This window comes from Microcystis ichthyoblabe FBCC-A1114, assembly GCF_050500245.1.
GTDB lineage: Bacteria > Cyanobacteriota > Cyanobacteriia > Cyanobacteriales > Microcystaceae > Microcystis > Microcystis ichthyoblabe_A.
The window spans coordinates 4,887,501-4,909,912 of record NZ_CP191408.1 but is presented as its reverse complement, the minus strand read 5'-3'; the positions used below and the strand labels follow the sequence as shown (position 1 = coordinate 4,909,912).

Genomic DNA, 22,412 nt, shown 5'->3' with positions numbered 1-22,412 from the left:
CAATCTAGTAGGCTAAAGTTTCTAAAGTTTCCCGTAGATAGGAACAAATGCGAGCATCAGCATCGTCTCTATTTTTACCTGATTCTAGTTGTTCTTGCTGCCAACGCCGAAAACCGGAACTGGCGGCGATGGCTTGTTTTAAGTGCTCCCAAGTGTGATGATCTTTGTGAAGTGGGGTGTCAGAAAATGTGGTGGAGTTGCCCATCTTTACCTCTGGTGGTAGGGTTGTACCTTTTAACATAACTTAAAAATGGCTGGAAATTCTGATAACTGGGACACAATTAGCCAGAAAAAGGTGTTGTCTGGCTGGAAAGCTGCGGGGATGCCAACACCTTTTTTAAGGAAATCTAGCGGATTTTTAGGAGATTTTGCTGGTTTCTGCCGCTTCTTCCACTTCCACTGCCGCGTTTAAAGCTGCGGGGGGAATGGGGATAGGAAATACCGCCGGCAGGTTAGCGGTGGTATCTTCAGGAGGCTGCGCAGAGTGAAAACGACGGTAGCTTAAAACACCAGCTAGGGTGATTGCTCCTGTAGCGGCGGCAACCCCTAAAATAAGTTTGTTAGGATCCACATGGAAGGTGGTATTGCTGCCAAAAATGCTTTTACCTTTAGCGAAAGCACAAGCGGAAGCGCTGCCGGCATCAAGAGTACCTAAAACAATACCACTGACGAGGGTGGCACTGACGGCGATGGAGGTGAAAAAAGTTTTCTTCATAATTGCCTTGGGGATAGGTTGTCAATAGCGATTATCCTTGCATTATAGAGATCTAAATCACAATTGTCTATTTTATTTCTTTTGGTGACATTGAAATAATTTTGTTTAAGAATCATGAATTATCAATATCGTGTCGGGGGTAGTCTTGCTTATAACCATCCTACCTATATCGAGAGAAATGCCGATCAAGAACTGTTAACGGCGTTGAAAAATGGTCAATTTTGCTACGTTTTTAACTGTCGTCAGATGGGCAAATCCAGTTTAAGGGTACGAGTAACTCATATTTTACAGCAATTGGGCAGGGATTGCGCGTCCGTAGATATAACCAGTCTTGGTAGTAATGATAATTTATCCCAATGGTATAACGGCGTGATTACCCGTTTGTTTTTAGGATTTAATCTGACGGGAAAAATTAATCTTAAATCCTGGTTGCGCGAGCGAGAGGATTTACCCCCCGTGCAGCGTTTGGGACAATTTATTGAGGAAGTTTTATTAGTTTATTGTCGGGGAGAGAAAATATATATTTTTATTGACGAGATTGATAAAATTCTCAGTTTACAGTTTTCTCTAGATGACTTTTTTTCCCTGATTCGTTATTGTTATAACCAAAGAGCGGAAAATTCCCAGTATGAAAGAATTACTTTTGCTTTATTCGGTGTGGCTACCCCAGCAGATTTAATTCGCGAAAAGACGCAAACATCTTTTAATATCGGCCAGGCGATCGAATTAACAGGATTTAATCTGACCGAAATTGCTCCTTTAGCCGCAGGATTATCCGGTCAAAGTAATTATCAACCCGACTGCTTAGAAAAAATTATTTTTTGGACGGGAGGACAGCCATTTTTAACCCAGAAAATCTGTCAGCTATTGCTGGAAAGTAATTTAGATATTGAGACGCTGATCAAAGAGAGAATTATTAATAATTGGGAATCTCAAGATGAACCAGTGCATCTGCGAACTATTGCCGATCGCTTGTTAAGAAATCAAGACAAAGCGGGTCGTTTGTTAGGTATCTATCAACAAATTTTAGAAAAAGGTGCAATCCTCTGCGATGATAGTCCAGAACAAGGGGAATTAAGGTTATCGGGGTTGGTGGTAAAAAAGGATAATCAATTAGTAGTTTATAATCCTATTTATCGAGAAATATTTAATCTCAATTGGGTGGAAAAACAATTAGAGCAATTGCGTCCCTACTCAGAAGCGATCGCCGCCTGGCAACAGTCTAATTATACCGATGAATCGCGGCTTTTACGCGGAAAAGCTTTAAATAATGCCCTCGATTGGTCTCAGGGAAAAAGCTTAAGTAATCTTGATTATCAGTTTTTAACTGCTAGTCAAAATCTCGATAAAAGAGAGGCAGAAATTAGTCTAGAAACCCAGAGAAAAGCTAATAAAATTCTAGCAATTGCTCACCAAAAAGCTACGAAAAGAATTAAAATTGGCTCAGTAATTTTAATTGCTTCTCTTTTGGGTTCTCTCTTAGCTTTTATTCAGGTAAAACAAGCGTGGCAGCAAGTAGAAACCGCTCAACTAGGTATTCAATTACAGCGCAAGGGTGATAGTTATTGGCAACAATTTCAATTTGAACAATTAGAATCTTTAATTGCGGCCATGCAAGCAGTCAATAGTTTAAAAAATATCGTTACTGATGACAAAACCTTGAGTAAATATCCTGCTACAAGTCCAATTATTACTCTGCAGCAAATTTTAGATCGCATTCAAGAAAAAAACCAACTGCAAGGACACCGAGGAACTATTTATAGTGTTAGTATTAGTCCTGATGGTCAAAAAATTGCCACTGCTTCTCAAGATGGAACGGTAAAAATTTGGAATCAAAAAGGTGAGAATATTCAAACTTTGACAGGTCATCAGGGAGCAGTTTATAGTGTTATTTTTAGTCCCGATGGTCAAAAAATTGCTACCGCTTCCGAAGATAAAACCGCCAAAATTTGGAACTTGCAAGGGCAAAATTTAGTCACCTATCCTGACCATCAAGAATCAGTTTATAGTGTTAGTTTTAGTCCCGATGGTCAAAAAATTGTCACCACTTCCAGGGATAAAACCGCTAGATTATGGAATTTATCAGGTGAAACTTTACAGGTATTTAAGGGACATAAAAGATCGATAGATGCAGCTAGTTTTAGTCCCGATGGTCAAAAAATTGCCACCGCTTCCCGGGATGGTACGATTAAAATCTGGGATTTATCAGGTAAAATTATCTTGAGTTTAGGTCAAGAAAATATTGAGGCTTTTTATAGTGTTAATTTTAGTCCCGACGGTCAAAAAATTGCCGGGGCAGCGGCCGATAAAACTGCTAAAATCTGGGATTTACAGGGAAATTTAAGAGCTACTTTCCGGGGACATCAAGATTTTGTCAACAGTGTGAATTTTAGTCCTGATGGCAAGTTTATAATTACTGCATCTAGTGACGGTAGTGCTAAAATTTGGGGACTGCAAGGGGAAGAAATAACTACTCTTAGAGGACATCAAGAATCAGTTTTTACTGCTGTATTTAGTCAAGATGGAAAAGAGGTGGTAACTGGATCGAGTGATGAAACGGCTAAAATTTGGCAGCTGAACAATTTAAATAAAACTAGGGTCGATAATACCAGCGTTAGCATTAATTCCCAGGGCAATATTATCGCTATTGCTAATAAAGATGGTCAGATTACTTTACTCGATTCCCAGGGGAAAAAAATTAGAGAATTTACCACAAAAATGCGCTCAATCTATAGTATTGCTTTTCATCCTGATGGTAATCAGATAGCGATTACAGGAAGAAATGGAAAAGTACAAATCTGGAGTCAAAAAGGAACAATGCTTCAAGAATTTACTGCTAGTCAAGTACCGATTTATAGTCTTGCTTTTAATGGAGAGGGAACAGCAATCATCACGGGAACAAGCGAGGGAAAAATTCAATACTGGCATTTAAGCAATCATCGTCCTCAATTAATTAATTCTTGGACAGTTGATGATAGTATTATCTATGATTTGGTGTTTTCTCCCGATCATCAAAAAATTGCTACCGCTACTCGGGGAAAGATTAAAATTTGGGATTTACAGGGCAATCTTTTAAAGGAGATTAAAACCGATTCTTTTCCCGTTTATGGAGTTAGTTTTAGTCCCGATGGTGAAAAAATTGCCGCTATTTCAAGGGATGGTACAGCTAGACGCTGGGACATTGACGGAAATTTGCGCTCGGAGTTTAAAATAGAAGAAGATATCGTCTATGGGATCACTTTTAGTCCTGATGGTCAAGAAATTGTGATTATTTCTAGGGATGGTCAAAAGCATCAATGGCCCTTAGAAACAGAATATAATTATTTACAAAAATTGCTCGATCGAGGTTGTCTTTGGTTAGAAGATTATCTCAGGAATCGTCCCGAAAAACGAGAAGCTCTATCCCCCTGTACTGGGAAAATAAAACCATTCACATTTTAAACTTGGTTTGACTGGGTGGGGGCAAAGGTTAAATTAATTAGTTAATTTCTTGGGTTCTTCGGTTTGTCTTATGCAACGGACAGGGTTATAAGGGATGAAACCCTTATAGAAACAGACATTACTGCGATTTTTGTCAATTGTTTGCGATCTGGAGCGAACTAATCAATTAAATCTCTTGCCAGATAAGGATTTAGTCGATTTATGCCTCCCTATAGAATCATACCAAGTAACGAAGAACCCAACATTTTTGGTTTTAACGCTAGAATTTTATCTAATGACCTTTTGTCAACGAGAGAGTCCGGGTATAATCATTGTCTTTGTGTCTTTGCTACTCTAAAAATTTCTTGAGCTGTTGCTGAACCGACAAAACGCCAGTGCCAAGGTTCATAACTAACACCTTGGAAATTGTTTTTCGGAAATGATAGTTCAAAGCCATATTGAGCAGCGTGAACTTCTAGCCAGCGATAGGCTTCAGTAGAGTCGAATGTCAATTTGAGGACAGTATTAGGACTTTTACCGTCACCAACATCGAGAGCATAGCCTGTATGATGTTCGCTGAAACCTGGAGGCGCACTCAGTTTAGAGGCTGCTTTCTTGCTTCCTTGGCGTTGAATTTGTCGCTCAAACAGCTTTTTTTGATCGGCAACTGAGCGAAAGCCAGAAACAGGAATGATCTCAATTCCCTCTTGTTGAGCGGCTAATTGCATCTGTTTAAACATCTCTGCCGCTTCTCGATTTAGATATGCTTTACGTTCGTAGAAAATACCAATTTCCACTAAATCATTAGCATTTTCTTCGTATTTTATATGAAAAGGAATTTCAGTTTGGTTAGGAAGTGAAAGTACAGTGTAATTCTTGGGAGGTGGCGAAGATAGTGAATAGATATCATCAGCACCAGTAACCATGGGCGAAGGAACTGGCAAAGCTTTGGATGTATTTGCCAAAGGATAAGGTCGCTGTAAGGGAGGCGTTAGAGTATTTTTAGGGATAGGAGCAGGGGAAATTAGAGAAGTAGAAGAAACTGAAGGCGAGGTAGAAACTATCGCAGTAGTTGGCGGTTCAGTCGGCTGTTTAAACCCTAAATAAATCGATACACCCATTACAACAATTATAGGAATAATAAAATATCGAAAATCTGAAATAAAAGATTTCATATTAGTTGTAGTAATTGTGTGCAGTTACTTATTGTCACACTAGAGCTAGTCAGAACTAATTAATTGATCAGCAGCAATCCAGCCTGTCTTACCGGACTGAGGATGATAGACTTTGTACCACTGATAACCATTTTTATCATAGCTACTACCCAAAATTTGCATACGCTCGCCTGTACGCACAGTTCCTACCACCCCATAAAAAGTTCCAGCGCCAGAACGTATATTTTTAGTTCCTGGAGTGCCGCTAACTTTAGCATTAATGGGGTCAATAGAAAGTAAATTACCAGCAATCCATCCATCAGCCCCCGATTGGGGAAAATAAATTTTGTACCAGGGCAAGTTATCACTATTTCTAGCAGATTCGATAACTTGAACACGATCTCCTGGATAGGCAATATGTCTTGGTGCATATTCTAAACCAGGACCACTGCGAATATTTGTCTTCCCTGGGTTTCCTAGAATTGTGGCATTAGTGCTTTTGGATTGTATAGGAGTAGGAGCAAATACTCTTACTTGTTTAGCAAGTCTGACATTTTCTTCCTTTAGTTTTTCTAATTCGTCAAGTCTGGCTTTTTTTTCTTTAAGTTGTGTTTGTACTTGGAACAGTTGGAACAGATTCATACTAACACTTATTGTTAGTAAAAATACAGATAATAAAGCTAATGTTAATCTGTTTTTGTTCCACCAAATTTTATATTTTTCTTTTCGCGTTAGCTCATATCCTTCATAAGCGCGTGTGGGATCAACTTTATATGCTCTGTTATATTTTTCTAATGCTTGTTGATAGTTTTTAGTGTCAAGATAATCTTCAGCTAATTTAAATAAAGCCGTAAAATGATTAGGATTCAGTTTTGTAATTTGTTCATAAATATCGGAACTAGATAAATTACGATTCTCAGCTATATCTTCGGCCAATTCAAAAAGTCGGCAAGCATCTAAATCAACTTTTTCTAAATCCCAGATAGCCTGTCTTAAAGGATAGCGTTTAACCAACCAATAACGAACTAGCTTAACTTTAATTTTGTAGTGAAATTCTGAATTTTCTACTCTCTCTAAAAATTCCCATTGAACTAAATTTTCCGGAGCTTTATTTAAAGCTTCTGTTATGATAACTCCATATTCTCTGAGCAGTTTTAAAGGTTCTTCTGTCACTGAATTATTTTTCTTCTCAGCCATTTTCTCCGCTTGCGCTACTGCTGAAAAAACAACTCTTTCAGGAATCGGTAATCCATCTCGAAACCAAGCTAGTCCTCCTTCAGCAGTTTCAATTGCATCATCGACAATTTTAGTAACATCATCACAGGTAATTTCTGACTTATCCTCTTCTTCAGCTTGTAAAAAAAGAGCATTACATATCACTTGAGTAAAATAAGGATGACCTGAACTCAATTCTAAAATTGCATCGATAGCCTGAGAATCATAGTTTAAATAATGTGCAGCAGGTTCAGTAATTAATGCTTTAGCATCTGATTTTTCTAATAAGCCAATTTCTTGATTGACAGCTTGTCTAAATAAGCTTTTTAAGTTGGTTAAATCTTCTACTCTTCTCCCTATTACTGGAATGATAAATAAATTATTGTATTGACCGATAAGAGTTTCCAGATAAGGAAAAAAAGATTCAACTGGGGAATCAGGTGTTTGATCATTTAAAACATCAAATTCGTCTAATAACCAAACCATTTTTCGTTTCTGCTCTTTTAAGACCTCAATTACTTGAGGTAAAAACTCATCAGAGAAAACCGTTTTATAATTCAAGGACAAAGATTCTGATTGAGGAATATTCAACTTATCAGCAATAGTTGAAGCAAGATTTTGTAAGATACTGTCAAGTGGTAGTCGCGTTTTATCATGCAAATCAAAATAGATAAACACGAACTCACCTAGTCCCACAAAATTAGGAATTTGCATGAGTACAGAAGATTTACCAATACGTCTTTGACCATGCAGCAAAACAACTTGTGTATTTTGTTTGAGATTATCTTCAATAAATCTAAAAAGTTTCCGTCGGCCAAAAAATGACTCTCGGTCATAAATGGGACGACCGACAATATAGGGATTTATGTGCCTTGTTTGTGTTGTCATCATGATAATAACCCCCCTACTTGCTCAATGATAGATGCTATCTTATCTTTATTTTGCCATAGCCAACGAATAGCAGTATTAACTCTTGTCGTCTGTTGGCGGCTCATTAAATTAAGGAATCCTCTTTGTCGTTTTTTCAACTCCTCTTCCTGGCTATTCTCGATTTGCTTAATCACCCACCACTCCATTATAGATGAGCAGAAAGAATAAGTAGTATTTTCTTCTCCCTCTACCTTCTTTAAGATACCTCGCTCAACCAAATTATTTAATTCTATTTCTTTTTGACTGAAAATCGCTTCAATTCCACCGAGAGTGTATCGATTCCTCCCTAATTTGCCTTCTAATTGGGATAAAGCCAGTAACATTAACAAATTTTGCTCTGTTTCAGTGGACAGTTGCCAAATAGCTTGAAATAAGTGTAAAGTGTTTGTTTGAAATTCTTGAATAAATTTTTTCTCATTAAGGTTATTTCCCGAAACCAATTCTTCATATAATAAGAAACAAGCATTTTGCAGTAAAGCTGGATTACCATCAGCAATTTTACGGATAGCTTGTTTCCAACCCAATAGACTCTCACTTCTATCGAGTAAAAGGTTTACTTCCTGATTAGTAAAAGGCTTAAGATTTTCAAATAAATAACCATTATACCAAGGTGATTTATCAGGTGTAAGTTCTGGACCAATTTGACTCAACCGACGAGATGAAGTCACAACTATCGAGATATTTTGCTCCTCGGATTGAGCCAGGGTACGACACTGACTGACGAAGGTATCTATATCAGCTTTCGTATATTGGGAATTGGGACGTAAGGTTACATCGTAATTATCGATAAGTAAAACTAAAAATTTACCCTGTTCTTTAAGTAAACGCAAGATAATAAGCAAATCATTAACTGTGGCTTCTGGTTTTTCTGAAAGAGTATCAATACTGGTTTTTAAGAAAGAAAAATTATTCTTAATTGTTACTAAAATATTGCGCCAAAAATCAGAAATCTTAAAAGGTTCCAGGCTTTGACAGTCAATGAATACAACAACTGCTTGGTTATAATCTTGCCCGCATTGTTCCCAGATAATAGGATATGTTAGCAGTTTTAAAAAAGATGATTTGCCCATACCCGGACCACCCCAAACCGCTAGAGAACTACGGCTTCTAATCTGATGCAATGCTCTCCTGATTAATGTCTTTCTTCCAATGAAATTTTCAGGAGTAACTCGTTGACCAATAGTGAAAGGATTTGAAGGCATGATCATTTTTTTAGACCCGATTGGAAAAATCAAGGAAGAATGCTTACCCAGTTTGATATTGAGGCTTTAATCTCCCAACCACCAAATCTATTATAGAACCCATTTGGTATCTTTTATAATGTAGATGCTAGGCTGAAAAGGTGAAGCGAAAACCTTGTCCATTATAGGTTTCAGGGAAGAGAGTCTGTAGCCTGTTTAACGGCAATACTTTGGTCTGAACCCCGTCAGTGAATGCGCCACCGTCTAGTCGTCCCCGAAAATCAATAGAGGAGTAAGCTAAAATCTACTCAAGTAGTATGACGAATGAAGAGTAGTCTATCGCAGAACCGCTATTGCCAAAGAAGAAATTGACTGGCCCCCCCGAAAGGGACAAAACGACAGATTTTAGATGGGATTTTCTATCAACTCAAAAATGGCTGTAATTGGCGGGAATTCCCGAAAGATTTCTCTCCCTACTCCACCATGTTCTGGCATTATAAACAGTGGAAAAGTCAGGGAATCATGGTTCTTCGGTTTGTGTTATGCAATGGACGGGGTTTATAATAAATGTAACCCTTATATAGAAAGGCATTTGGCAATTTTTCTCAATTGTTTTCGATCTAGAACGAACTAATCAATTAAGTCTCTTGCCAGATAAGGATTTAGTCGATTTATGCCCCCCCTATCGAACCATACCAAGTAACGAAGAACCATTTCTTGGGTAATTATTGCCTAACCTACCCGCTCAATAGTCTTAACTTTTAATCCGATGAGGGGGGATTTTCTGCGCTTGGCGATCGAGTTTCTGGGGGAGTATCTTCTCCGATACTTTTTTCTGGGGGCAAATCTTCCTCTGGGGGGGAATTTTCTTCACTTTTTGAGCGAGTTTCTGGGGGAGTATCTTTTTCGATATTTTCTTCTGGAGACAAATCTTCCTCGGTAACTTCAATAATCACCGTTTCGCTAACGGCAATAGTTTCGACTTCAACAGTTGCGACAGGTTCAGTCGGGGGAATTTCTGGGGGAATTTCTTGGGCATTTTCGGAAGGGTTGATCTCTTCTATTGCCAAATCAAAATCATCGAAATCATCGAAATCATCGAAAGTTTCATCATCATCAATAATTTCTTCGGCTTTTTCCCCAATTTCTGTCACTGATTCTGTAATAGGTTCCCCGATAGCTGCGGCTTTTTCGGCAACGGGGGCAACCGTTTCTTGAGCTTTTTCCTCAATTTCTGTCACTGATTCTGTAATAGGTTCCCCGATAGCCACGGCTTTTTCTATAACGGGGTCCACCGTTTCTTTAACCGTTTCTTTAACTTTTGCTGCTGCTTTCTCAGGTTTAGCTTTAGTTTTAGGGGATTGGGAGGGAGTAACTTTCCCCAGACGATTGCCTAACCAACCGACAATAGTAAATAATTTAACCGGTTTGTCGGGATAAAAAAGTGCTTGTCTGAGTTTGAGAGTTTGCCAAGCAAAAGCAATAAATAATATGGCCGCGGCAGCTTGTCCGAGGAGGATAGCGCCTGTAATCCTTCCCGCGCACAACCAGAGGACAAGGGCATAGAATAATCCTACCGCACTCCAGAGAAAATCATCTTGACGGTGGCGATCGGGGGCGATAAAAGCGGTGGTGAGGAGGTAGAGACTACTTAATCCCACCACGACCGCTAGGATATAGGGCAACATTTGCGATTCTCCTTTGACATTTCCTTTTTTATTGTGCGTTATTTGGGGTCGATCGAGTCTATTTTTTGATTAATTTTCAAAATTATCGAGTCAGATAGTCTTTACCTGTGTTGATGAATAGCCATAGTTAATATTAGGAAATTCTTGGTTTATCCTCTTATGCTTGTGCTGATCAGATTAAACAAGCTTTCGGATCAAATGATTAAGTTTTGGTCTTTAACAAGCAAAGGAAAATTAGCAACCCTTGATCAACCCACAGACAAACTGTTATCTTTAGTAATTAGTGCCGATGGTAAATATTTAATTATTGGTAGTGCTGACAAAACTGTAAAAATCTGGCAACATGGGTAATAGTGACACCTCAAGATAAGTAAGTAGTTATAATTAAATTGAAGATAAATTTCGCTTCTGATCCCCCCTGCCCCCCTTAATAAGGGGGGTGCCGATTCCCCCTTAGTCCCCCCTTGATCAGAGGGGTGTCTGACAACTTTTAACACCTACCTACTTAACTGCTATAATTAGAAACTCATGCCGACAATATTTTATTGGGGAGAAGATGAATTTGCTATCAACCAAGCGGTGAAAAATCTGCAAGTAAAACTTCTCGATCCCAATTGGATACAGTTTAATTATGATAAAATTAATGGTGATCGCAATGAGGCAATTATCGAGGCCCTCAATCAAGCGATGACTCCAGTTTTCGGCATGGGAAATCGTTTAGTTTGGTTAGCCGATACGGTTATTTGTCAACAATGTTCTGAGGATATTTTTAAGGAATTACAGCGCACTTTGCCCAATTTACCCGAAAATTCCTATCTGTTATTAACCAGTGCCAAAAAACCCGACTCCCGCTTAAAATCGAGCAAGTTTATCCAAAATCAGGCAGAGGTTAAAGAATTTGAACTAATTCCGCCTTGGAAAGTCGAGGAAATTGCCCAAAGAGTTAGGGAAATTGCCAAAGAAGTGGGGGTAAAATTAACCCCCGATGCGATCGAACTCTTAGCAGAATCAGTGGGAAATAACAGCCGCTTGTTGTGGATGGAGTTAGAAAAACTGCGTTTATTTAAAAATAATTCGGCGGGAACTATTGACAAAAAGGACATTTTAAGCTTAGTCAATGCCAGCAATCAAAGCAGCCTACAGTTAGCTAGTGCGATTTTAAAACGGGAGACAGGCAAGGCCCTCGAATTAGTCAATGAATTATTAAATCGTAACGAGAACCCCTTGGCTATCACCGCCACCCTAGGGGGTCAATTTCGCACTTGGGCAATAGTAAAATTAAAAATTGAAGAAGGAGAAAAAGACGAGAAAAATATCGCCGCCGCCGCCGAAATTGCCAATCCCAAGCGACTATATTTCATTCGCAAAGAGATACAATCCTTTTCTTCTAAGCAACTTCTCGCCACCTTGCCCATACTTCTGGAATTAGAATATCGTCTCAAGCGGGGTGCAGAACCTTTGGCAACTTTGCAAACAAAAATTATTGAACTTTGTTGTTTATTGGTGACTTAAGTAGGTAGGTATTAAAAACTTTCAGATCCCCCCGCCTATCGGCACCCCCCTTATCAAGGGGGGCAGGGGGGATCGAACCTAAAATCTATTTTTGATTTAATTATAACCAGCTACTTAATACTCTTCCTTGCTGTTCAGAAATCCTCTAGAATAAGATTCTAGAGACTTCTCAAGAACCACAATGACCGATGATGCCATCCCTAGTCTAAATTTAGCCATCTCTAGTTTAGCCACGAGTAATAATTTCGCCCGTTGGGTGACGAAAGCACCCCTACCGGGGGGATATGTGCATCATGACTGTGAATGGACCGAGAGTCTAACCACGGAATGGATGGCATGGCAGGAAATGTTCTGTCTGGAAAAAATGCCGCCCTTGCCGATGTTAGAGCAATTAGAGGGAAATTCCCGACCTAAACTGACTCTTTCGGGAGAAGGCAGCAGTTATGGAGGTCGATTAATGCAGAAACTAGGTATTAGTCTCTGGCAATGGTTATTTCAAGCATCAATTGGTCAAAGTTTCGCCCAAAGTCAGGGAATCGCTCTCGGCAAAAATCAGCCCCTGCGAATTCGCTTGGAATGTCGCAATCCCTATTTAATTCTGCTGCCCTGGGAAATTATGCAGCAAGCGGGTAAACAGGCTATATCTCTGCATCCGAATATACTCTTTAGCCGGACCACCAGCGATGTGGAACCACTACCACCGATAAAACCGAGTAATAGTCTCAATATTCTCTTAGTTATCGGCGAAAAACAGATTAAAACCGCCGCTAGTTCCCTCAACCTCACCGCCATTAATACCGATGGAGAAACTAATCCCGACCAGGCACTGGAATCCGAGGCCGCCAATCTCATCCGGTCTATCTCCCCTGGGGGCAGTGGTTCCCTCCAGAATTGGGGAGTGAAAGTCAAAGTCGATACCCTAATTCGACCGGGGGCCGAAGAACTGACCAAGGCCTTGGATACGGGTAAATATAAAGCTTTTTTCTACGCTGGTCACGGAATCGCCGCCCCCAATGGCGGTTCCCTATTTCTGCGGCCGGGGGAACAGCTAAACGGGACGGAGTTAGCCCAAGCTTTGGTGAGAAATCAAGTTATTTTAGCGGTTTTTAATGCCTGTTGGGGGGCTTATCCCGCTAAATCGGGTCAGGAGATGATTCCCCGCAGCAGTCTGGCGGAAGTCTTGATTCACCATGGCGTTCCCGCAGTTTTGGCCATGCGAGATGCGATCGCAGATCGAGAGGCCTTGAGTTTTATCGAAGTTTTTACCCGCACCCTCTTCGGGTTCAAAGACAAAGAAGCGCAGATGTCCAAGTTGTTTCCCGGTCCGAGAGTCCCTATCGATCAGGCCGTTCGTATCGCCAGGCAGCAGTTATTAACCCTCTACAAGTACAATCAACCCGCTTGGACTTTGCCGATTCTCTATATGCACCCAGAATTCGACGGGCAATTGCTGCAAACCCTTGATGAGACTCAATCACCGACGGTTATGCCCAATATCTCCGGAACCATGCCCGCCGCTTTCTTATACTATCTTGATCGTCCCGAAAGAAAATGGTCAATCCGTGGTGGTGCCATGAATATAGGACGGGACATGGAAAATGATCTACAGATTACTGAAAAATGGGTTAGTAAAAACCATTGTCGGATAATTTGCCGTAAAAATGCCGATTATCCAGACTATCAATACTTTCTCGAAGATTTCTCCCGTTTTGGTACTTTTATCTACCAAGATGGCCACTGGAAGCAGGTACATAACCAAGAAGTTCCCCTAGAGTCCGGTTTACAGATTCGCTTCGGCAGTTGCCAAGGCCAAATCCTCGCATTTGTGGTGGAATAATTAGGGTTGGCTGAAAAAGTTTGTCGTCGGGGTGGGGTGTGGGGTGTGGGGTGTGGGGTGTGGGAAGAATAAATAGAAATAATCTCCTGTCTCCTGTCTCGGAGTCTCCTGACTCCTGCCTTCGTTAACTAAGTTTTTGCTTCCTCTTTCAGGGAATAAATTGGTTTAAACCAACCTTTGCGCCAGAAGTAGAAAATTAAGCCCCCCGCTACGGCTAACATGACTAACCAGACAAGGAAATAACTCCATTCTCCTTTTAATTCTGGCATATTCTCGAAGTTCATGCCATAGACACCAACGATAAAAGTTAAGGGAATAAAAATCGTCGAAATTACGGTTAAAAACTTCATAATTTCGTTTAATTTATTGCCCATAGTGGACATATAAACATCCATCAAACTCGCCGCTAATTCTCGATAAGCTTCGATAATTTCCAGAATTTGAATGACGTGGTCGTAGGAATCACGAAAATAAATTTGTACTTCATCGCTGACTATACCATGATGGTCACGCATCAGTAAATGTAGGACATTTCGCATCGGCCAAATTAAGCGACGCAGTGCCAATAATTCCCGACGGACATCATAGATTTCCTGCATGGTATCTCGATCAGGATTACTAATGATCATATCTTCCAACGCCTCAATCCGATCTTCGTAGTGTTCTACCACGGGAAAATAACCATCGATAATCGTGTCTAATAATAAATAGGTTAAATAATCCGCCCCCGATTTCCGTACTCGTCCCTGGGAAGTGCGAATTCGATCTCTGACTATCTCAAAACAGTCCTGTAATTCCTCCTCTTGAAAACTTAAAAGATAGCGTTTTCCTAGTACAAAACTCACCTGTTCTGTATCAAAACCGCTTTCATCTTCTTTCAGTCGCACCATCTGAGAAATCACTAACAATTGATTGTTATAGTCCTCTAACTTGGGACGCTGCGGCACATTAACCACATCTTCTAATAACAAAGGATGCAGATTAAAAATTTCTCCCACCTGTTTTAAAACCGTCTCACTCCCTAACCCTTGAATATCCATCCAAGACACGGTATTTGTGCCAATATAGGGGGCGCAAGCATTGGGAGTAATATCCACCTTGCGAACGGCGTTATCTTCATCGTAGTCAATTAAAATAATCCGCGAGGGTTTGGCATCCGGCTCGATAATTAATGTCCCTGGTTCACTACCCGGTTCATCATAAAAATAATCGAAGTAGTCTTCTTCCTCGTCTCCATCGGTATCAGGACGGTGGTTAACGAATATATCCGGTTGTAGTTGGGTCATAAGCTTACAACAATCTGGCTAGTTTGGGCAATAAGAAAACAGAAAAGTTAAAAAATTTAATTTGCCTAAAGTTACTATCTATCGCCATGAGATTACATTGACATACTCCCACCGTCAAGCTACGCTGTGACGGGGGATTCTTTCCACATCGCTGTTAGAAATTCCTTGTTCAACGAGACAACTTAGATTCTCAATGTCTCCACTGAAAACCCAGAGGTCGGACTCTCCCAAGGCGTTTGGGTCGGTTTCTGTTTGCCCAACAGTACCGTTGAGATGATTTCCCAAATATTGCAACCCTTTTTTAAGAATGTTGATTGCTGCATTATGATCCCTATCTAAGACTGTTTTACAATTGGGACATTGATGAGTTCTAGTGCTTAAGGTTTTTTGAACTCTCGTCCCACAAACTGAACAATCTTGGCTAGTAAAATGCGGTGGTACAGCAACACAAACAATCCGATAAATCTTGGCAAAATAATTCAACCATTCAGTGAATTGATACCAAGAAGCATCACTAATCGACTTGGCAAGTTTACGGTTTTTGACTAAGTTTCTTACCTTTAAAGCTTCATAGACTACCAAATCATTAGACTGGACTAACGCCAAAGCGTCTTTAATTGCTTTGTCTTTACGTTGTCTTGATACTTTAAGGTGAAGCTTGGCAACCTTTACCCGTTGCTTGTGATAGTTTTTAGACTGTTTCTTTCCTTGACGAAACTTTTTGGATAATCGTCGTTGTGCTTTTTTAAGTCGTTTTTCTGACTTTCTTAAATAACATGGATTCTCTACTATATTGCCTTGAGCGTCGGTATAAAATTCCTTTAACCCTAAGTCAATTCCTGTTATTTGTCCCGTTGGTTTATGGTATTCTTGCCGTTCTACGTCAATCAAAAACTGGCAATAATAACCATCGGCACGTCTCACAACTCTTACCCGTCTAATCTGTTGCTCTGAATAATAAACTAAGGTTTTCTGACTACACCATAAATCAAATTCTCCTGCTTTAAAACCATCAGTGAACTTGATTTTACGTCTATCATCAGATAGTTTGTAACCCGTTAGTTTATACTCAACCGAACGGCTATGCTTTTTAAACCTAGGAAAACCCTTTTTCCCCGGTATCTTAGCATGACAATTCTGGTAAAACCTATTAATTGATTGCCAGGCTCTATCAGCAGCCGATTGACGAGCTTGAGAGTTTAATTTATTAACCCATGGTGTCTCTTTATTGTTAGCTAGTACCGCACAAAGCTTTTGAAGATCATTCCGGGTTGTTCCCTTATTGTCCATCCAATAACGAACACAAGAGTTACGCACAAACTGAGATGTTCTAATTGCTTCATCAAGTCTTTGGTATTGTTCTGGTGTCCCGTTTTTTAACTTGGCTTCTACGACTAGCATTGATTAATCCTCGACCCTGGATCAATTAAGTATAACACAGTTTACCTACAAATGGTAGAATTAAAATCGTGCTTCGCAGTCAATATCCTGGTCGGATTTCATCCCCCGCAAAGGTTGATGTCTTGTCAAAAAATTTAGCGGGGGCATTCATCCGACATTTTAGGTAAACTGAAGATTGTTTACTGATTTATTCCCTCCTGATAATTGTCAACGATGAGATTAATCGGGAGAATTAGCAATATTGACGGCCAAAATTTATGGAATCCGCCTCTTTTATTCCCCGTCTAGTTATCCCCGTCGGTGATCCCGCCGGGATCGGTCCTGAAGTGGTGTTAAAAGCGATCGCCGATTCCCCAATCTCGTCCGGTTGTCAGATTACTCTAATCGGGACAAGAACGCTTCTCGAAAAAGCCTATCACGATCCCCATCTTCTTGATCGCTTTTCTCTGATCGATTTGCCCTACAATCAAGAAAAAATCGTTTTCGGGCGTGGGGATGCCCATAGTGGTGAAATTAGCTTTCTTTACCTGCAAGAAGCCATAAAACGCACCCTCAAGGGCGAATTTGACGGTATTGTCACCGGTCCGATTGCTAAATCCTGTTGGCAGTTGGCCGGTTATGATTTCCCTGGTCAAACGGAGGTTTTAGCTACCATGGCAGGAATTAACCGTTATGGGATGCTATTCGTCGCTAAATCCCCTCACACTGGCTATAACTTACGCACTCTCCTCGCCACTACCCATATCCCCCTGCGAGAAGTTCCCGATACTCTTAACCCCGATCTGATGACCCGAAAACTAGACCTATTGATCGAGTCTTTAAAGCTAGATTTCGGCATCGATCGCCCAAAAATCGCCATATCCGGTCTTAATCCCCACAGTGGCGAAGCGGGAAAACTGGGAAGGGAAGAAAAGGACTGGTTACAGCCTTGGCTAGAGTCAATGGGTCAGCAATACCCGCAAACCCAATTAATCGGCCCTGTCCCCCCCGATACGCTTTGGGTGGAACCGGGACGCGCTTGGTTTAGGGGTCAAGGACAACCCGCCGACGCATATCTGGCATTATACCACGATCAGGGCTTAATTCCCGTGAAATTAATGGCTTTTGACTGTGCTGTTAACACTACCATCGGTTTACCTTTTGTTCGCACCTCTCCAGACCACGGGACGGCTTTTGATATCGCCGGTCTTGGCATCGCTAGACCCCAGAGTATGCAAGCGGCGATCCAATTAGCGATCGAATTATGTCAGCAGCGGTACAACCAGAGAACTAAACTAGAGATATAGTCCTCGATAGGAGACAATTGGATATGGGTATCGCTTCAGTTAACCCTGCCACTGGCGAAATTCTCAAGACTTTTACCCCTCTAACCTCGGAGGAATTGGCGGCGAAATTGGCCCTAGCTGAGACAACTTTTCAGCAGTATCGCCAGATCCCCATCAGTCAACGAGGACAGTGGTTACGGCAAGCAGCGGATATTTTGGAACGGGATCAAGTGCTATTGGCTAAAACCATGACTCTAGAAATGGGGAAACCGATCAAATCAGCGATCGCAGAAGTCCTCAAATGTGCCTTGGTTTGTCGTTTTTATGCCGATAATGCCGCCGGTTATCTGGAAGATGTGTTGATTGCCACCGATGCTAGTCGCAGTTTCGTCCGTTATCAACCTTTAGGGGTAATTTTAGCGGTTATGCCCTGGAATTTCCCTTTATGGCAAGTATTTCGCTTTGCTGCCCCCGCTTTGATGGCCGGAAATGTCGGCCTACTCAAACACGCTTCTAATGTTCCCCAATCAGCTTTAGCGGTGGAAAGAATTTTATTAGAAGCTGGTTTTCCCGAAGGCACTTTTCAAACTCTTTTGATCGGGGCCGATCGCGTTAGTGATTTAATTAACGATGAACGGGTAAAAGCTGCCACTTTAACCGGTAGTGAACCGGCGGGGATCAGTTTAGCAGCCGCCGCAGGAAAACAGATCAAAAAGGTGGTTTTGGAGTTGGGAGGTAGTGATCCTTTTATCGTTTTAGATAGTGCCGATATCGAGGCGGCAGCGGCTACGGCAGTGACGGCAAGATTGTTAAATAATGGTCAGACTTGTATCGCTGCCAAACGGTTTATTGTTATGGAAACTGTCGCCGATCAATTTGAACAGTTATTAGTGGCTAAATTCCAAGCTTTAAAAGTTGGTGATCCCCTCGATGAAACTGTTGATATCGGTCCTTTGGCCACGGTATCGATCGTCTCGGAAATTGCCGCTCAAGTGGAAAAAACCGTCGCTATGGGTGGTAAAGTCCTTGTGGGGGGTCAACGTTTAGAGGGGAAAGGTAACTTCTATCTACCGACGATTTTAACCGATATTCCTGTCGGTTCTCCTGGGGAAAAAGAGGAATTTTTTGGACCGGTGGCTTTACTATTTCGAGTCAAAAATATCGAGGAAGCGATCGCTTTAGCTAATGATAGTCCCTTTGGTTTGGGTTCTAGTGCTTGGACGAATAACCCCGCAGAAATTGAGCGTTTAATTACCGAAATTGAGGCCGGTTGTGTGTTTATTAACGGTATGGTTAAATCCGATCCTCGTTTACCCTTTGGGGGGATTAAACGTTCCGGTTTTGGTCGGGAATTAAGTGTGGAAGGTATTCGCGAATTTGTCAACGTTAAAACTGTTTGGATTAAGTAATTCAGTTATCAGTTATCAGTTATCAGTTAGAAAAGCCTTATATTAACTTAATCTTTTTATAAAAATATGCCGCGTATTATTGATAATATTGAGTCCCATTTATTGCCAATTTTACGCGAAAGTTTATTAGCATCCCAACGCGCTGATTTTTGCGTGGGTTATTTTAATTTGCGCGGTTGGCAGTCCATTGATACCTATATTGATCACTTTCTCGGGGGTGATTTGTCCTGTTGTCGTCTGCTGATTGGTATGCAGCAAGCACCCCAGGAATTACTACAGCAATCCCTGTCTTTATTGAAGCGCTCAAATGATATAGATAAGGCTACTTGCGCTCGTTTAAGAAAACAAATTGTTCAGGATTTTTGCCAACAATTAACTTGGGGGAATCCTAGTAATCGAGATCAGGCAGCTTTGCAACGTTTGGGAAAACAAATTCAAGCGGGTAAGTTAGTAATTCGCTTATTTTTGGGCTATAATCTCCATGCTAAATTATACCTTATTCATCGACAGGATGTCAATAACCCAACGGTGGGATTTTTGGGTAGTAGTAATCTAACTTTTGCGGGATTACAACAGCAGGGAGAATTAAATATTGATGTCCTTGACCACGATGCTTGTGCCAAATTACAAAAGTGGTTTAATGATCGTTGGTTTGATGCTTGGTGTTGGGATATATCCGAGGATATTGTCAAGGTGATTAACGAAAGTTGGGCCAGGGAAAGTCTGATTCCTCCCTATCATATCTATTTAAAAATAGCTTACCATCTTTCCTTTGAAGCGAGAGCCGGTTTAGCGGAATACAAAATTCCCCGACAGTTTGACCAAGACTTACTAGATTTTCAGAAATCGGCCATTAAAATTGCCGCTCGTTATGTGCAAAGACGCGGTGGGGTACTAATTGGCGACGTGGTGGGGTTAGGAAAAACGCGCATCGCTTCCATTCTAGCATATATTTTGCAGGAAGACTACGATTTAGAAATCTTAATTATTTGTCCGAAAAATCTCCTGACTATGTGGGAGGATTACAGCTATAAATACAAATTAAGAGCGAAAATTATCCCCTTAAGTCAGGTTATGCAGGAGTTACCCAATCTGCGGCGCTATCGGGTAGTAATTATCGATGAAAGTCATAACCTGCGTAATCGGGAGGGTAAACGTTATCGGGTGATACAGGAGTACATTAACACCAATGAAAGTCGCTGTATTCTCTTGACTGCGACTCCCTACAATAAAAACTATCTTGACCTGTCCAATCAACTGCGTTTATTCATTCAAGAGGATACTAATCTCGGAATTCGTCCCGAAAGACTACTAGAATCTCTGGGAGGAGAAATCGAATTTAACCGCAGATACCAATCTCCGGTTAGGTCCCTAGCAGCCTTTGAAAAAAGTGACTCTCCCGACGACTGGAGAGACTTAATGCGTCTCTATATGATTAGACGGACTCGCGGTTTTATCGAAAATAATTATGCTACAGAAGACGAACAGGGTCGTCGGTATCTAAAATTTGCTGATGGGTCGAGGGTTTATCTTCCCCAACGACAACTAAAGACAATTAAGTTTGACCTACAAGACTCGGTTTATGCGCGTTTATATTCGGAAGCAGTGGTGATAACTCTCAACGGATTGAAGTTACCCCGTTACGGATTGGGAAATTATCTAATTAAAGGATGCCAAGGGACAGCAGAGGAAGAAACCATCTTAAAAAGTCTATCCCGTGCGGGTAAAGGATTAATGGGTTTTTGTCGGACGAATTTATTTAAACGTTTGGAGAGTGGAGGGTATGCTTTCCTGCAATCCCTTGACCGTCATATTCTCCGTAACTATATTTTCCTTCATGCCATGGCCAAGAATTTACCCCTTCCCATCGGGAGTCAGGATCCAGCTTTGTTAGACACTCGTTATCTGGATGAGGATTTAGTCACTCAGGGAGAGGATGAAAGTATAGAAACCGAGGACACTGGGGGGATAACCGGGTTAGAAAAAGAGTATCAAAAAAGAGCCGAACAAGTGTATCAAAAGTATAGCGGTGATTATCGCAAGCGCTTTCAGTGGATTAACCCCGAGGTGTTTAAACCCGCATTGAAAAAAGACCTAAAATCCGATGCCTTGGCTTTAATAGCATTGTTGCAAACCTGTGGGACCTTGCAGCCGGAGACCGACGAAAAGCTAGAGAAGTTATGGCAGCTGTTAGAGGAGAATCATCCCAGAGAAAAGGTGTTAATTTTTAGCCAATTTGCCGATACAGTCAGTTATTTAGTCACTCAGTTGCAAAATCGGGGAGTGGATAAGATTGCGGGAGTGACGGGAAACTCTGCTAATCCTGCGGAAATGGTCCATCGTTTTAGTCCCCGCAGTAATTCTCAGCAAGTGGGGGAAGAAATACGAGTCTTGGTTGCGACGGATATCTTGAGTGAAGGGTTAAATTTACAGGATTGTGCCATTATCGTTAATTATGACCTACCCTGGGCAATTATTCGCCTGATTCAACGGGCCGGAAGGGTAGATAGAATCGGTCAAAAAGCAAGTCAGATTCTCTGTTATTCCTTTTTACCTGCGGAGGGAGTGGAGAGAATTATTAAACTGCGGACGAGACTATCTCAAAGACTGCGAGAGAATGCGGACGTGGTGGGGACCGATGAGGTATTTTTTGAGGAGGAGATGGATAACCAGACTTTATTAGATCTGTATCATGAAAAATCTGAGGTTATCGATGAGGAGGAGGATCAAGAAGTGGATTTAACCTCGGAAGCGTATCAAATTTGGAAAAATGCGATCGAAGTTGACCCTAGTTTAAAACATACCATAGAGGAGCTGCCGCCGGTGGTTTATTCTACCCGTTGCCATCGTGGGACAGCAACCCATCCAGAGGGAGTCATGGTTTATCTAAAAACTGCCGGGGGGAATGATGCTTTAGCATGGATTGATAAGCAGGGAAATAGTGTGACTCAATCCCAATTAACTATTTTACGGTCCGCTGCCTGTCATCCCCAAACCCCGGCCATTCCCCCCCATCCCCAACACCATCAATTAGTACAAAAAGGTACAGAATTAATTGCGGAGGAGGAAAACAACTCCGGATCTAAATTGGGACGATTGACGGGAGCAAAATTTAAGACCTACGAGCGCTTAAAAAGGTATTCTCAAGATAGTAAGGATGATCTGTTTGCTCATGAGGATTTATGCAAGGCTCTCGACCAATTGTATCATTATCCCCTCAGACAGTCGGCTCTCGATCGCTTAAATCGTGGTTTAAGAACCGGCATCAGTGACCGACAATTGGCAGACTTACTGGTATCTTTATATAAAGATGACCGTCTCTGTATTGTTCACCCACAAGAATCCACCCAAGAACCTCAGATTATTTGTTCCTTGGGTCTATTTCAACCTTCTTAAGTC

General features: G+C 41.1%; 16 protein-coding genes and 1 pseudogene. 9 read left to right on the top strand and 8 right to left on the bottom strand.

The window, feature by feature from the left end; all coding sequences use genetic code 11:
• Positions 1-4: 4 nt before the first annotated feature.
• Both ACQY1Y_RS23835 and ACQY1Y_RS23830 read right to left on the bottom strand, forming a co-directional pair.
• Positions 5-241: a hypothetical protein gene (locus ACQY1Y_RS23835; protein ID WP_002744875.1), complete on the bottom strand. Its 237-nt coding sequence runs from the start codon at positions 239-241 to the stop codon at positions 5-7.
• Between the two features lie 117 nt (positions 242-358).
• On the bottom strand, positions 359-715 hold the full coding sequence (locus tag ACQY1Y_RS23830) for a hypothetical protein (protein ID WP_002738767.1): 357 nt from the start codon (positions 713-715) through the stop codon (positions 359-361).
• A gap of 114 nt (positions 716-829) precedes the next feature.
• On the opposite strand from ACQY1Y_RS23830, the gene ACQY1Y_RS23825 reads away from it, so the two are divergent.
• A complete protein-coding gene (locus tag ACQY1Y_RS23825) occupies positions 830-4,156 on the top strand; it encodes an AAA-like domain-containing protein (RefSeq protein WP_430013702.1) in 3,327 nt (1,108 codons plus the stop codon).
• Positions 4,157-4,219: 63 nt separating this feature from the next.
• Positions 4,220-4,493: pseudogene (locus ACQY1Y_RS23820) on the top strand (hypothetical protein).
• Here ACQY1Y_RS23820 and ACQY1Y_RS23815 read toward each other — a convergent pair.
• The 3 genes from ACQY1Y_RS23815 to ACQY1Y_RS23805 are packed head-to-tail and all read right to left on the bottom strand — an operon-like array spanning position 4,465 to position 8,636.
• Positions 4,465-5,310, bottom strand: coding sequence for a M15 family metallopeptidase (locus ACQY1Y_RS23815; RefSeq protein ID WP_430013701.1), 846 nt, complete (start codon positions 5,308-5,310; stop codon positions 4,465-4,467). The pseudogene ACQY1Y_RS23820 and the gene ACQY1Y_RS23815 overlap by 29 nt on opposite strands.
• Before the next feature lie 45 nt (positions 5,311-5,355).
• Positions 5,356-7,395 carry an SH3 domain-containing protein gene (locus tag ACQY1Y_RS23810; protein ID WP_193978941.1) on the bottom strand — a complete coding sequence of 680 codons (2,040 nt, stop codon included), beginning with the start codon at positions 7,393-7,395 and terminating at the stop codon, positions 5,356-5,358.
• A complete protein-coding gene (locus ACQY1Y_RS23805) occupies positions 7,392-8,636 on the bottom strand; it encodes an ATP-binding protein (RefSeq protein WP_228051396.1) in 1,245 nt (414 codons plus the stop codon). The genes ACQY1Y_RS23810 and ACQY1Y_RS23805 overlap by 4 nt, the downstream gene beginning before the upstream one ends.
• Positions 8,637-8,987: 351 nt before the next feature.
• Between ACQY1Y_RS23805 and ACQY1Y_RS23800 the strand changes: the two genes are divergently transcribed.
• Complete coding sequence (locus ACQY1Y_RS23800; RefSeq protein ID WP_103111750.1) at positions 8,988-9,179, top strand: transposase; 192 nt, start codon at positions 8,988-8,990, stop codon at positions 9,177-9,179.
• A gap of 197 nt (positions 9,180-9,376) precedes the next feature.
• On the opposite strand, the gene ACQY1Y_RS23795 is transcribed toward ACQY1Y_RS23800, so the two are convergent.
• Positions 9,377-10,303, bottom strand: coding sequence for a Ycf66 family protein (locus ACQY1Y_RS23795; protein ID WP_430013700.1), 927 nt, complete (start codon positions 10,301-10,303; stop codon positions 9,377-9,379).
• Positions 10,304-10,501: 198 nt separating this feature from the next.
• Here ACQY1Y_RS23795 and ACQY1Y_RS23790 point away from each other — a divergent pair, with 198 nt between their 5' ends.
• From ACQY1Y_RS23790 to ACQY1Y_RS23780, 3 genes are all read left to right on the top strand, one after another.
• Complete coding sequence (locus ACQY1Y_RS23790) at positions 10,502-10,654, top strand: WD40 repeat domain-containing protein (RefSeq protein WP_002744891.1); 153 nt, start codon at positions 10,502-10,504, stop codon at positions 10,652-10,654.
• Between the two features lie 177 nt (positions 10,655-10,831).
• Positions 10,832-11,815, top strand: coding sequence for a DNA polymerase III subunit delta (gene holA / locus ACQY1Y_RS23785; RefSeq protein WP_002792776.1), 984 nt, complete (start codon positions 10,832-10,834; stop codon positions 11,813-11,815).
• A gap of 181 nt (positions 11,816-11,996) precedes the next feature.
• A complete protein-coding gene (locus tag ACQY1Y_RS23780; RefSeq protein WP_430013699.1) occupies positions 11,997-13,652 on the top strand; it encodes a CHAT domain-containing protein in 1,656 nt (551 codons plus the stop codon).
• A gap of 128 nt (positions 13,653-13,780) precedes the next feature.
• On the opposite strand, the gene corA is transcribed toward ACQY1Y_RS23780, so the two are convergent.
• Positions 13,781-14,938 (bottom strand): magnesium/cobalt transporter CorA, encoded by a 1,158-nt coding sequence (gene corA / locus ACQY1Y_RS23775; RefSeq protein ID WP_002755447.1) that lies wholly within the window; start codon positions 14,936-14,938, stop codon positions 13,781-13,783.
• A 114-nt stretch (positions 14,939-15,052) separates the two neighbouring features.
• Positions 15,053-16,339, bottom strand: coding sequence for an RNA-guided endonuclease InsQ/TnpB family protein (locus ACQY1Y_RS23770; protein WP_430013698.1), 1,287 nt, complete (start codon positions 16,337-16,339; stop codon positions 15,053-15,055).
• A gap of 257 nt (positions 16,340-16,596) precedes the next feature.
• Here ACQY1Y_RS23770 and pdxA point away from each other — a divergent pair, with 257 nt between their 5' ends.
• From pdxA to ACQY1Y_RS23755, 3 genes are all read left to right on the top strand, one after another.
• Complete coding sequence (gene pdxA / locus ACQY1Y_RS23765) at positions 16,597-17,625, top strand: 4-hydroxythreonine-4-phosphate dehydrogenase PdxA (RefSeq protein WP_430013697.1); 1,029 nt, start codon at positions 16,597-16,599, stop codon at positions 17,623-17,625.
• A gap of 23 nt (positions 17,626-17,648) precedes the next feature.
• A complete protein-coding gene (locus ACQY1Y_RS23760; RefSeq protein WP_430013696.1) occupies positions 17,649-19,013 on the top strand; it encodes an NAD-dependent succinate-semialdehyde dehydrogenase in 1,365 nt (454 codons plus the stop codon).
• Between the two features lie 66 nt (positions 19,014-19,079).
• Positions 19,080-22,409: a helicase-related protein gene (locus tag ACQY1Y_RS23755; RefSeq protein WP_430013695.1), complete on the top strand. Its 3,330-nt coding sequence runs from the start codon at positions 19,080-19,082 to the stop codon at positions 22,407-22,409.
• Positions 22,410-22,412 lie beyond the last annotated feature (3 nt).